The organism is Streptomyces sp. NPDC094147, assembly GCF_044764265.1.
Lineage (GTDB): Bacteria > Actinomycetota > Actinomycetes > Streptomycetales > Streptomycetaceae > Streptomyces.
This window is the reverse complement of sequence record NZ_JBIWHT010000010.1, coordinates 139,119-151,584: the sequence shown is the minus strand read 5'-3', so window position 1 is coordinate 151,584 and position 12,466 is coordinate 139,119. Positions and strand designations below refer to the sequence as shown.

The window sequence follows — 12,466 nt, the reverse complement described above, 5'->3', positions numbered from 1 at the left end:
CACGAAGCGGTTGAGGCCCCTCACCCGGTTCACGAGGCCTCCCCCAGCGTGTCCTCCGCCAGCGCCGCCGCCTCGGCACTCAGCCTCAGCGCCAAGTGGTGCGGCCCCGGCGTGGCGGATTCGACCCGGACCCGCCACAGCTCCCCCGCCCGCCGCACCGTGACCGTGGCGCCGTTAGGCGCCGCCGACCGGGCCGCCGCCAGCACCACGGCCTCCGGCTCGGAGCGGGCCGCCGCGCGCGCCCCGGCCCTGGCCGCGTCCACACAGCGGATCTCCGCCGAGGCCGACATCAGGGCCCAGAGCAGCGCCAGCGCGAACCCGACCAGCGCCGGAATCGCCACGGCCGTCTCGGCCGTCACGAAACCCCGGTCACCGCGCCACCGCCGGCCGCGCTCAGAACTGGACATCGAGCGCCCTGGTGATCAGTTTGGTCAGCGCCGACACGACCCCGCCGCTGGTGACGACCTTGTACAGGATCGCCGCGAAGGCGCAGGCCGCGAGTGTGCCCACGGCGTACTCCGAGGTGGACATCCCGGCGTCGCCCCGCATCCGGCGCCGCAGCGCCGGACCCCAGAGCCGCATCCGCCGGTCCACTCCGGCCGCCCACTGATTCATGCCACCGTTCATTTCTTCCAACTCCCTTGAGTGATACGTAAGTTGATGGATGCCTGATGCGACTGAGGCGTAGGTTGATCGATGCGCCTGCTGATCGGTGCGCAGGTTGAGCGACCTGCCGGTGCACTGCCGTCGCGGGATGCGTCTTCGCTGCCCGTGCTCAGCGCTTGAGCAATCCGCCCGCCAGGCCGATCACCACCGGGGCGACGCCCGCCGCGAGGAAGGCGGGCAGGAAGCACAGACCCAGCGGGCCGGTGATCAGCACGCCCGCGCGTCTGGCCCGTGCCGAGGCGTCCCTGGCCCGTTCGGCCCGGCAGCGCTCGGCCACCCGGGCGACCGGCCCCGCCGCCGGAGCCCCCGAGGAGGCGGCCCGCTCCAGGCAGCGGGCCAGCTCGGCCGCGCCCGGTATCGTCCCCAACCTCCCCCAGGTGGCGGCCGGTTCACCGCCCATCCGCAGCTCCGCCGCGACCCGGCCCAGCCGCGCGCCGACCGGCCCCTCAAGGGAGGTCCCGACCGCCCCCGCCGCCTCGCGCGGCCCCGCCCCGGCCGCAAGGCACGCGGCCAACAGATCCGCAGCGAGCGGGAGTTCACGGGCGACCCCGCGCGCGTCTTCTCCGCCGCCTTGCGCTGGGCGCCGGCGGCCCCATTTCCAGGCCCCGTACGCCGCCGCCAAGCCGGCCAGCACTCCCCCGATGCCGCCGAACAGCACGTAGCAGGCGGCCAACGCCCCCAGTGGCGCCGCCCAGTTCTTCGCACGGGCCATCCGCGCGGGCTCCCACCGCCTGCGCGAGGGGCGGGCCGACGCCTCAAGGGCCAGCAGCGCGGCCATCCTGCGCCGCACCCCGCGCTCCTCCCGCCGGTGCGCGATCTCCAGAGCCGTCCACAAGGCGAGGGCGAGCACCCCCGCCACACCCCCCAGCCTGTGGACAACGTCCGGCGCGAACGGACTCATCGCCCCTCCCCGGCCCGTACGATCCGCGCCGCCCAGCACACCCCGGCGGTCTCCAGGACCGCGGCCACCACCAGGCATCCGAACCCGGCCGGGCTGTGCAGCAGCACGCGCAGCGGGCCGGCGCCCATCGCCGTGCCGAGCACCAGCCCCAGGGCCGGCAGCAGCGCCAGCAGGAGCACGGTGGTGCGAGGCCCCGCCAACTCGGCCCGCAATGCGTCCTGTTGCTCCCGGTCGGCGCGCAGCGCGCTCTCCAGGCGCTCAAGGCCCGATGCGAGCCCCGCCCCTCCGTCCACCGCCACCTGCCAGCAGGCGGCCACCCCGGCGAGCCCCTCGGCGCCCGGCTCCCTGGCCGCCTCGCGCAGCGCCGCGGGCACATCGCCGCCGAACTTGGCGGCGGCCACCACCGGAGCCGCCGCCGCGCCCAGTGCCGCCGTGTCCCGGGCGGCCGCGGCCAGCGCCTGGCCGGGCTGGCGGCCCGCCCGCAGCTCTCCGGCCACCGCGGCACACCAGGCGATCACCTCATCGGCCCGCCGCGCCCTGGCCCGCTCGCGCTCCCGGGCCCGCAGCCGCCGCCCCACCAAGGGCACCGCCACCGCCCCGGCGACCAGTGGCAGCACCGACCTGCCCAGTACCGCGAGCCCCAGCGCCACCGGCAGGCACAGCCACTCCAGCCGCCACCGCGCCCGGTCCCGCGTCCCCGCAAGAAAACGTCCGAAAGGCGATGCCCTGAATGACGCCGTGAATGCGGCTCCCACCCCTGTCGCACGGGGAGCTCCACCGGCCGCCTCGGTGCCCGCTGCGACTCCCGCTCCCGCGAACATCAGCCGGGCCCGCCGCATCCCCTGGTCCTGCCCGGCCCACAGCCACGCGGCCACGCCCGCGCACATCGCCGCCCAGGCGGGCAGCCCCATCCGAAGATCTGTCACAACGCACCCCCGATCAGCGCCCGGAGCCGCTCCCAGCCCGAGTCGCACACAAATCCCGCCGCGCCCCACCGCAGCGCGGGCACCGTCACCACCAGTCCCGCCGCATCCCGCTCCAGGACGCGCACCTCCGCGATCCGGCGCCGCCCGGCCCGGTCCCGTACGAGGTGGACCACCACCGACAGCGCGGCCGCCAACTGGCTGTGCAGCGCGGCCCGGTCGAGCCCGGCCGCCGTCCCGAGGGCTTCGAGGCGGGCCGGAACGTCGGCGGCGGAATTGGCGTGAACCGTTCCGCAGCCGCCCTCGTGGCCCGTGTTCAAAGCACCGAGCAGATCGGTCACTTCGGCACCACGCACCTCACCCACGACCAGGCGGTCCGGTCGCATGCGCAGCGCCTGACGCACCAGGTCCCGCAGGGTCACAAGACCGGCGCCCTCCTGGTTGGCGGGCCGGGATTCGAGGCGTACGACATGCGGATGGTCGGGCCTCAACTCGGCCGAATCCTCGGCCAGTACGATCCGTTCGCCCGCCCCGACCAGGCCGAGCAGGGTCGACAGCAAGGTGGTCTTGCCGGTGCCGGTGCCGCCGCTCACCAGGAACGACACCCGGGCCCCGATCAGCGCCCGCAGCAGCTGTTCACCGTCGGGCGGCACCGTCCCCGCCGCGGTGAGCTCGGCCAGCGCGAACGCCCTCGGCCGCACCACCCGCAGCGAGAGGCAGGCCGAGCCGACGGCGACCGGCTCCAGGACTGCATGCATCCGGGTGCCGTCCGGCAGCCGGGCGTCCACCCATGGCCGGGCATCGTCCAGTCGGCGTCCCGCCACCGCGGCCAGCCGTTGGGCGAGGCGGCGCACCGCCGCCGGGTCGGCGAACCGGACCCCGGTCAGTTCGAGCCCGCCGCCCCGGTCCACCCAGACCCGGTCGGGCGCGGAGACCAGCACATCCGTCACCTCCGGATCGGCGAGCAGCGGTTCCAGCGGCCCGGTCCCCACCAGTTCGGACCGCAACTCCTCCGCTCCGCCCAGCACTTCGGCGTCCCCGAGCAGTCGGCCCTGGGCGCGCAGCGCCGCCGCGACCCTGGCCGGTGTGGGCTCGGCCCCGCTCTCCGCCAGACGCTGGCGGACCGCGTCGAGCAGCGGCGGTCCAGCGCCCCGCACCGGTAGCCCCCGAGGCCGCGCCCCACCAACGATCGAGGAAGGCGCGCCGGAGGAGGACGCACCCGAATCCCGCACCGCGGTCATGAGACCGCTCCCCCGGTGAGGCCGCCCGCCAGCGACTGGTCCCAGAAGGCCGCGCAGAATCGGGCCAGCGGCCCCCGGGTCGCCGTGCCCGGCGGTGACCCGCTCTCCTGGGCCTCCAACAGGCCCGGTTCCACCGGGAGTTCTCCCGCCAGGGGCAGACCCAGCGCGCTGGCCACCCACTGCTCGTCAAGGCCGGACGCGTACGGACCCCGTACCACCGCGCGGAGATCGCGCAGCACCATGCCGACCGACGACGCGACCCGGTTGGCCGCCGCGACCGCGCGCAGCTCGGCCGGGACCACCAGCAGACCCAGGTCCAGCTGGGCGAGCGCCTCGACCACGGCGTCGTCGATCCGGCGCGGGAGGTCCACGACGACCACCCCGCCCCGCCTGCGGGCCGCCGCGAGCACCGCGCGCATCGCCTCGCCCGGGACCACCACCGAGTCCCCACGATCCCAGCTCAGTACCCTCAACTGATGAAGCCGCGGCAGCGATTCCTCCAGGGCGCCTCCGGCGACCCGCCCTCGCGAAGCGGCGAAATCCGGCCATCGTCGGCCGTCGGACTGCTCCCCGCCGAGCAGCACATCGAGGCCACCGCCGAGCGGGTCGCCGTCGATCAGCATGGTGCGCTGCCCGGACCGGGCGGCGGTCACGGCGAGGGCGCAGGCCAGTGTCGACGCCCCGGCGCCGCCGCGCCCGCCGATCACGCCGACGGTCAGGGCGGGGCGCCCCACGCCTTCGGCGGCGTCCGCGATGCGATCCACGAGCCACGGTTCCGCGTCGGGCAGCCGCAGCACGTGATCCGCGCCGAGCTCGACCGCGGCCTGCCAGACTCCGGGATCGTCCTGATCCCGGCCCACCAGCAGCACCCCGCGCCTGCGCGCCGAGCCGAGCAGTCTGGGCGCGGCGTCGTCGCCGACCAGGATCAGCGGCGCGCTCTCCCAGCCGCCCCTGCGGTCGGGCACCCCGTGGCACACCTCGGGCTCGGCCCCGGCCGCGGCGCACAGCCGCAGCAGGTCGTCGAGCAGTTCCTCGTCCTCGGTCACGATCAGCGGTCCGCCGCGCCGCCCCTCGGCGCCTGACGGCCGGTCGGATGCCATGACTCCGTCCACGATTTCCGCCCCTCTCACTGCGATTCCCGTGTCCGCGTACTTCGCGAACTGGAATCACGGTGGAGGGAGACTCGAAATAATGTGGATCTTGATCAAAAGCTGTGGACAACTATCCCCGTTGTGAATATCCCGTTCACCTATACCAGTGACTTCCGGAGCGCAGCGCAACCACTACGCACAGTGACGAGTCGCGCCAGCCGGAGGGCACCGCGGGCGGGGCGGGAAGAGGGGGACGACGATCGGATCCAGGGGCCGAAAACGCGTCCGGACATGCGACGACCCCCGCCGGGGGGGAGAGCGGGGGTCGTCCCCACGGCCGACTCGGGGGGGGAGGAGTCGGACCGGGTTAGCACGGTCGCGAACGATCCGTGACTTCCATGGTGTACCCGAGAGCCTTCTCAGGCAAACCCACGCGCCCCAGCTTACGCCGAATGGTGGGCGCCTATGCTCGGGCCCGTGGAAAACCACTCGCTGCCGCGCACCGCCGCCTTCTTCGACTTGGACAAGACAGTCATTGCCAAGTCGTCGACGCTGACCTTCAGCAAGTCCTTCTATCAAGGAGGACTGATCAACCGCCGCGCCGTACTGCGCACCGCGTACGCGCAGTTCGTATTCCTCGCCGGCGGTGCCGACCACGACCAGATGGAGCGGATGCGCGAGTATCTGTCCGCGCTCTGCAAGGGCTGGAACGTCCAGCAGGTCAAGGAGATCGTCGCCGAGACCCTGCACGATCTGATCGACCCGATCATCTACGACGAGGCGGCCTCCCTCATCGAGGAGCACCACGCCGCGGGCCGCGACGTGGTCATCGTGTCGACCTCCGGCGCCGAGGTCGTCGAGCCGATCGGCGAACTGCTCGGCGCCGACCGGGTGGTGGCCACCAGGATGGTCGTCGGCGACGACGGCTGCTTCACGGGCGAGGTCGAGTACTACGCCTACGGGCCGACGAAGGCCGAGGCCGTCAAGGAGCTGGCCGCGTCCGAGGGGTACGACCTGGCGCGCTGCTACGCCTACAGCGACTCGGCGACCGACGTCCCGATGCTGGAGGCGGTCGGACACCCCCACGCCGTCAATCCGGACCGGGCCCTGCGACGCGAGGCGAACGCCAGAAAATGGCCGGTTCTCGTCTTCAGCCGACCGGTCCGCCTCAAGCAACGGCTGCCCGCCATCAAGATGCCGCCGCGCCCGGCACTGGTGGCCGCGGCGGCGGTCGGCGCGGCCGCTGCGACCGCCGGTCTCGTCTGGTACGCCAGTCGCCGCCGCGCCGCCACCTCGGCCTGAGGTGCCGAGGAAACGCCCCGGACGGATACGCCTGAAAACAGACGTCCGGTTTGGCCCTGTTTGAAGCTAAAAGTAAAGAACTGTGGTCAGGGGTTTCGCTTCCCGCCGGACGGGAGTAGAAAGGACTCAACGGCCCGCGAGACCTGGGACATCCGAGAGGATCACCTTCTACGCAATAAAGGCCCCACGGACCGAGCATGAAAATCGAGCACCCACGCGACGTCGACCCGTCGATTACGGGCCAGCCGCACCAGGTGAACGGGCAGAGAATCCCGGCCTGATGGGCAACATTCGAGGACGCTTGGTAACCCGGTGGACATGCCAGCGGCGGTATCGGACATCGATACCGCCGCAACCCTTTCCGGACAGGCAACCGCCATGACCCGCCGAGCGGGAGAAGCGCCTACGCGGCGCCCCGCTGGAGCGCCTCGCACACGGCGGTCGATTCGCGTACGCCCAGCTCAACCGCCTTGCCGCAGTGAGTGATCCAGGCCGCCATGCCCTCGGGCGTCCCCGAGACGTAGCCGTCGAGCGCCGCGGCGTAGGCCGCCCGCCCGAGCTCCGCATGGCCGACCTCGGCCGGGCAGATCGCCTTGGGGTCGAGCCCGCTGCCGATCAGCACGATCCGCTCGGCGGTCCGCGCGACGAGCCCGTTGTACGAGGCGAAGGGCCGCAGCGCGAGCAGCTCGCCGTGCACGATCGCGGCGGTCACCAGGGCGGGCGCGGAGCTGCCCGCGATGATCAGCTGGGAGAGGCCTTCGAGGCGGCCCGCCACCTCGTCCGCGTCCGGCAGCGGGAGCTCGATCAAGGGCTCGTCGACCCCTTCGCCACGCAGCCGCGGCCGGCCCACCGCGTCACCGGCATCCGCGGCCGCGACCAGGTGCAGCCGGGCGAGCACCCGCAGCGGCGACTGCCGCCAGATGGACAGCAGTTGACCCGCCTCGGCGGTCAGCCGCAGGGCGGCGCCGACCGTGCGTGCCTCGGGTTCGCTGCCGAAGTCGGTGCGCCGCCGCACCTCTTCCAGCGCCCAGTCTGCGCCGGACAGCGCGGAACTGCCGCGGGCCCCGCGCAGCGCCGCCTCCGAGGTGATCTCGTTGCTGCGGCGCCGCATCACGCGGTGCCCGTAAACCCGGTCCACGGCCTTGCGCACGGAGTCCACGGCGTCCGGGACGCCCGGCAGCCCGCCGAGGGCGACAAGAGGGTCAGCGGCGTTCGTACTCATAAGTAGGGAGGCTACGCGTCCGCAAGCCGCGCCCCACCTTCGAGTGGTCTTCTTCACTGACGGCGCACACTCAAAGCCACAGTGCGATTACCGTTGGTGAACATGAAGATCGCTTTCGTGGGGAAGGGCGGCAGCGGCAAGACCACGCTGTCCTCGCTCTTCATCCGCCACCTCACCGCCAACGAGGCCGCCGTCGTCGCGGTCGACGCAGACATCAACCAGCACCTCGGTGCCGCGCTCGGGCTCGACGAGGAGGAGGCCGCAGCGCTGCCCGCGATGGGCGCGCACCTCCCGCTCATCAAGGAGTACCTGCGCGGCACCAATCCGCGGATCTCCTCCACCGAGACGATGATCAAGACGACGCCGCCCGGCCAGGGCTCCCGGCTACTGCGGGTGCGCGAGGCGAACCCGGTGTACGAGGCGTGCGCGCGCCGGGTCGTCCTCGACGACGGGGACATCCGGCTGATGGCGACCGGCCCGTTCACCGAGTCCGACCTGGGGGTCGCCTGCTACCACTCCAAGGTCGGCGCGGTCGAGCTCTGCCTGAACCACCTGGTGGACGGTGCGGACGAGTACGTCGTCGTGGACATGACGGCGGGGTCGGACTCGTTCGCCTCGGGCATGTTCACGCGCTTCGACATGACCTTCCTGGTGGCCGAGCCGACCAGGAAGGGCGTCTCGGTGTACCGCCAGTACAAGGAGTACGCCCGGGACTATGGCGTCGCCCTCAAGGTCGTCGGCAACAAGGTGCAGGGCCAGGACGACGTGGACTTCCTGCGCGCGGAGGTCGGCGACGACCTCCTGGTCACGGTGGGCCACTCCGACTGGGTCCGCGCGATGGAGAAGGGCCGCCCGCCCCGCTTCGAGCTCCTGGAGGCCGACAACCGGCTCGCCCTGCAGGCGCTGCAGAACGCCGCGGACGACTCGTACGCCCACCGGGACTGGGCGCGCTACACGCGGCAGATGGTCCACTTCCACCTCAAGAACGCGGAGAGCTGGGGCAACGCGAAGACCGGGGCCGACCTGGCGGCGCAGGTCGACCCCGGGTTCATGCTGAGCGAGCAGCTGGCCGCCGAGGTCAGTGAGCCGCAGCCTGCTTGAGGCCGGGCTGGGGTGCCGCGGGCTTCAGCGGTGCGACCGGCTTGGCCGGGGCCGCGGGCTGGGCGGCCTCCAGGGCTGCCCAGCCCCCCTTCGGGGCCTCGCCCACCTTGAGCATTCCGAACTTGGCGAGCACGGCCGGGTCCTGGGCGTCGAGCCAGTCGGCGAGCTGGCGGAACGAGACGCAGTGGACGTCGCGCTTCCCGCACACCGCCTTGATGGTGTCCTCGATGGCGCGCATATAGGTGCCGCCGTTCCAGGACTCGAAGTGGTTGCCGATGATGAGCGGGGCGCGGTTGCCGTCGTAGGAGCGGTCGAAAGCCTGGATCAGGCCGTCGCGCATCTGGTTGCCCCAGTACTCGTGCTGATCGGCGTCACCGGTCATCGCGTTGGACTGGTTCATGTAGAAGTTGTAGTCCATGGACAGGGTCTGGAAGTCCCGGCCCGGGATGGGCACGAGCTGCATCGACAGGTCCCAGACGCCGTTGGGGTACTTCTTCGGCCACACCTGGTCGTTGACGCCACTGGTGTCATAGCGCCAGCCCAGCTCGCCCGCGGCCTTGACAAAGTTCTTCTGGCCCTCCAGACAGGGAGTGCGGGCGCCCACGAGCTCCTTGTCGTAGTCGAACGGGAGCGGCGCCTCCCCCTTCAGTCCCGAGTTCGTCTTCCAGTTCTTCACAAAGGACCTGGCCTGGGCGATCTCGCTCTTCCACTCGTCCACCGACCAGGTGCCGACGCCGCCGTCGGGACCGCAGTAGTGGCCGTTGAAGTGGGTGCCGATCTCGTTGCCCTCCTCCCACGCGGCACGCAGCTGGGTGACGGTGTCCTTGATTCCCTTGAGGTCGTTGAAACCGATGTCCGAGCGGCCCGGAAGGTGCTTCGGCGCGGTGTACAGGTTCGCCTTGTCCTCCGGGAGCATGTACACGCCGCTCAGGAAGTACGTCATGGTCGCGTTGTTCTCCTTGGCGACCTTCCGGAAGTGGGAGAAGAGCTGCTGGCTGTCCTCGCCGGCGCCGTCCCAGGAGAACACCACGAACTGCGGCGGCTGCTGCCCCGGTTTCAGCTTCGCGGGTTTGAGCAGGTGCGGCTGGAGCCCGGTGTACGCGGTGGAGCCGTCGCCGATGAGGTGTACGGCGCTCTTGGGGGCGGCGGGGCCCTGGCGCCCCGGGGCGCCAGGCTTGGTCTGGGCGGGGTCCGAGGAGCAGCCCGCGGCTCCGACGGCCAGCGCCGTGGCGATGACGCCGACAGCGATCCTCTTCGTGGCGTGCGTGGCGGCGATCATCCGCCCACCTCTTCCTTGCGGTTATGTGCGTTGAATGCCGTCACGGCGCCGCAAAAGTCGCACGCACGCTCAGGACCCGCGGTACGACAAGCCGAACGATAAGCTGATTATTCATCCTTGAGAGTGAATCATTGCCCTATTTGCCCTAAACGCGAAACATCTTCCTTTACTCTGCATTACGATTCATTTACCGAGTGTTGAGAATCCCGCCACTGCACTGCCGTGACCCACGGCCGCGACCCACGTTCCGCGACCGCGCTGCCCCGGAGGAGACGGGAAACATGCCTGCCTGCGTACCCAGTCGCACCCAGCCCCCAGCTCGCACACCCCGCCTTCGGCGACGCGGCACACCTCCCTCGGGAGGCGGCCCGAAGCGTCGCCGCTTCACGGTCCCCGGCGCCGACCTGTCGGCGTCCATCACCGTCTTCCTGCTCGCCGTCCCGATGTCGCTCGGCCTCGCCGTCGCCATCGACGCGCCGCTGGAAGCCGGCCTCATCGCCGCCGGTGTCGGCGGAATCGTCGCCGGGCTGCTCGGCGGCTCGCCCCTGCTCGTCAGCGGTCCGTCCGCCGGACTGACCGTGGTGTCGGCCGAGTTGATCCAGACCTACGGCTGGCGCACCACCTGTGCCATCACCGTGTGCGCGGGCCTGCTCCAAGTCGCCCTGGGTTCCCTGAAGACGGCGCGCTCCGCGCTGGCGGTCAGCCCCGCCATCGTGCACGGCACCCTCGCCGCCATCGGGGCCGCCATCGCCCTCGCCCAGCTGCACATCGTCCTCGGCGGTTCCCCGCAGACCTCCGCCGTCGACAACGCGCTTGCCCTGCCCGGCCAGTTGGCCAGGGTCGGCCCGGCCGCGCCCCTCATCGGCGCGCTGACCATCGCCGTACTACTGCTGTGGCCGCGCATCCCCGGGCGTACCGGAAGAGTGCTGCGCGGGGTCCCCGCCGCGCTCGCCTGTGTGGTGATCGCCACCGGGGCCGCCGCGCTCGCCGCGCCGCACATCGCCCGGGTCGAACTGCCCTCCTGGGACGCACACGTACTGCCCGAACTGCCGCACGGACCCCTGCTCGGGCTCGCCACCGCGGTGCTCACGGTGACGCTGGTCGCCAGCCTGGAGTCGCTGCTCTCCGCGGTCGCCGTGGACAAACTGGCCGCCGAACGGCCGGGGTCGGAGCACCCGCCGCGCGCCGACCTCGACCGTGAGCTGCGCGGTCAGGGCATCGCCAACGCCGTCTCCGGGCTGCTCGGCGGCATGCCCGTATCCGGCGGCGCGGTGCGCGGCAGCGCCAACGTGCGCGCGGACGCCACCGGTCGCGCCTCGACCGTGCTGCACGGCGTGTGGGTGCTGCTCGCCGCCGTGCTGCTCGTCTCCGCGCTGGAGTGGATCCCGCTGGCCGCGCTCGCCGCGCTGGTCATGATGGTCGGCATCCAGATGGTGAACTTCGCGCACATCCGCAACGTCCACAAGAACCGCGAATTCCTGGTTTACGTGGCGACCGTCGCCGGAGTGCTCGTCTTCGGCGTGCTCCAAGGCGTGGTCATCGGAATCGCGGTGGCCGTGGTCGTCGCGCTGCACCGGCTCGCCCGCACCCGGATCACCGCCCAGGAGGAGGCCGACGGCAGGTATCTGCTCCGCGTACGGGGGCAGTTGACGTTCCTCGCCGTGCCCCGGCTGACGCGGGCGCTGGCCCAGATGCCCCAAGGGGCCGAGGTCGTGGTCGAGTTGGACGGGTCGTTCATGGACCACGCCGCCTTCGAAGCGCTGCAGGGCTGGCAGGACGCGCACACCGCGCGCGGCGGCCTGATGCGGATCACCGGGCGGGCGGGGGCCGCTGGTGCCCCCGCGAAGCCGAGAGCTCAGGGGGAAGCCGCCGAGCCCGTCGCCGCGCACTCCTGCTGCCGGCCCTGGACGCCGTGGCGCAACCACCACTGCCAGGAGCAGCCGCCGCGGAGCGCACTCGGCCACCAACTGGCCAGCGGGCTCAGCTCGTTCCAGCGGAACACCGCCCCGCTGGTACGGGCCGAACTGGCGCGGCTCGCGCGCGAGGGCCAGCGTCCGCACCAGCTCTTCATCACCTGCGCGGACTCCCGCCTGGTCACCAGCATGATCACCTCCAGCGGGCCGGGCGATCTGTTCACGGTGCGCAACGTCGGCAACCTGGTGCCCCCGCCGGGTGCCGAGGGCGCGGACGACTCGGTGGCGGCGGCGATCGAGTACGCGGTGGAGGTGCTCCAGGTCGAGTCGATCACCGTCTGCGGGCACTCCGGCTGCGGTGCCATGCAGGCGCTGCTGAACAGCAGTCCGGGCGCGCCGATGACTCCGCTGCGCCGCTGGCTGCGGCACGGGATGCCGAGCCTGGAGCGGATGGCGAGCCGGCGGCACTCCTGGGCGCGGATCGCGGGTCGGCTGCCCGCCGACGCCGTGGAGCAGCTCTGCCTGACCAATGTCGTACAGCAGCTGGAGCATCTGCGGCGGCACGAATCGGTGGCGCGCGCGCTCGCCCAGGACAGCCTCGCCCTGCACGGCATGTACTTCCATGTCGGCGAGGCGCAGGCCTACTTGCTCGTCCCGGACGACGCGGCGGAGGTCTTCGAGGGGGTCGACGGCACCGCCCTGGAGGAATCGCCCGCCTGACCGGACGGCCGCCTCCTTGAGCCGCGTGTCCGAAAACGGCCGCCCGAACCGGCCGCGTCCCCAGCCCGTGAGAACGTATGGCCTCCCCTGCAACAGGGGAGGCCATA

The 12,466-nt window shown here is 72.1% G+C and carries 11 protein-coding genes; 3 read left to right on the top strand and 8 right to left on the bottom strand.

What is annotated here, in order from left to right; all coding sequences use genetic code 11:
• Nucleotides 1-29 precede the first annotated feature (29 nt).
• The 6 genes from ACIQ8J_RS17800 to ssd all read right to left on the bottom strand — a co-directional run bounded on the left by ACIQ8J_RS17800 (nucleotide 30) and on the right by ssd (nucleotide 4,831).
• On the bottom strand, nucleotides 30-407 hold the full coding sequence (locus ACIQ8J_RS17800) for a TadE family type IV pilus minor pilin (RefSeq protein ID WP_403272445.1): 378 nt from the start codon (nucleotides 405-407) through the stop codon (nucleotides 30-32).
• Nucleotides 394-582: a DUF4244 domain-containing protein gene (locus ACIQ8J_RS17795; RefSeq protein ID WP_403272564.1), complete on the bottom strand. Its 189-nt coding sequence runs from the start codon at nucleotides 580-582 to the stop codon at nucleotides 394-396. Before ACIQ8J_RS17795 ends, ACIQ8J_RS17800 begins: the two co-directional genes overlap by 14 nt.
• A gap of 193 nt (nucleotides 583-775) precedes the next feature.
• Nucleotides 776-1,567: a type II secretion system F family protein gene (locus ACIQ8J_RS17790; protein WP_403272444.1), complete on the bottom strand. Its 792-nt coding sequence runs from the start codon at nucleotides 1,565-1,567 to the stop codon at nucleotides 776-778.
• Nucleotides 1,564-2,478: a type II secretion system F family protein gene (locus ACIQ8J_RS17785; RefSeq protein WP_403272563.1), complete on the bottom strand. Its 915-nt coding sequence runs from the start codon at nucleotides 2,476-2,478 to the stop codon at nucleotides 1,564-1,566. Before ACIQ8J_RS17785 ends, ACIQ8J_RS17790 begins: the two co-directional genes overlap by 4 nt.
• Nucleotides 2,479-2,489: 11 nt before the next feature.
• Nucleotides 2,490-3,647, bottom strand: coding sequence for a TadA family conjugal transfer-associated ATPase (locus tag ACIQ8J_RS17780; RefSeq protein ID WP_403272443.1), 1,158 nt, complete (start codon nucleotides 3,645-3,647; stop codon nucleotides 2,490-2,492).
• 80 nt (nucleotides 3,648-3,727) lie between these two features.
• Entirely contained in the window at nucleotides 3,728-4,831 is a 1,104-nt protein-coding gene (gene ssd / locus ACIQ8J_RS17775) for a septum site-determining protein Ssd (RefSeq protein WP_403272442.1), read from the bottom strand.
• A gap of 456 nt (nucleotides 4,832-5,287) precedes the next feature.
• On the opposite strand from ssd, the gene ACIQ8J_RS17770 reads away from it, so the two are divergent.
• Nucleotides 5,288-6,124 carry an HAD family hydrolase gene (locus tag ACIQ8J_RS17770; RefSeq protein ID WP_403272441.1) on the top strand — a complete coding sequence of 279 codons (837 nt, stop codon included), beginning with the start codon at nucleotides 5,288-5,290 and terminating at the stop codon, nucleotides 6,122-6,124.
• 403 nt (nucleotides 6,125-6,527) lie between these two features.
• Here the strand turns inward: ACIQ8J_RS17770 and ACIQ8J_RS17765 are convergent, their stop codons facing one another.
• Nucleotides 6,528-7,346: an oxidoreductase gene (locus ACIQ8J_RS17765; protein ID WP_403272440.1), complete on the bottom strand. Its 819-nt coding sequence runs from the start codon at nucleotides 7,344-7,346 to the stop codon at nucleotides 6,528-6,530.
• Nucleotides 7,347-7,448: 102 nt separating this feature from the next.
• On the opposite strand from ACIQ8J_RS17765, the gene ACIQ8J_RS17760 reads away from it, so the two are divergent.
• Complete coding sequence (locus ACIQ8J_RS17760) at nucleotides 7,449-8,447, top strand: ATP-binding protein (protein WP_403272439.1); 999 nt, start codon at nucleotides 7,449-7,451, stop codon at nucleotides 8,445-8,447.
• Here ACIQ8J_RS17760 and ACIQ8J_RS17755 read toward each other — a convergent pair.
• Complete coding sequence (locus ACIQ8J_RS17755) at nucleotides 8,425-9,726, bottom strand: hypothetical protein (RefSeq protein ID WP_403272438.1); 1,302 nt, start codon at nucleotides 9,724-9,726, stop codon at nucleotides 8,425-8,427. The genes ACIQ8J_RS17760 and ACIQ8J_RS17755 overlap by 23 nt on opposite strands.
• Nucleotides 9,727-10,007: 281 nt before the next feature.
• On the opposite strand from ACIQ8J_RS17755, the gene ACIQ8J_RS17750 reads away from it, so the two are divergent.
• Complete coding sequence (locus tag ACIQ8J_RS17750) at nucleotides 10,008-12,359, top strand: bifunctional SulP family inorganic anion transporter/carbonic anhydrase (protein ID WP_403272437.1); 2,352 nt, start codon at nucleotides 10,008-10,010, stop codon at nucleotides 12,357-12,359.
• Nucleotides 12,360-12,466: the final 107 nt, after the last annotated feature.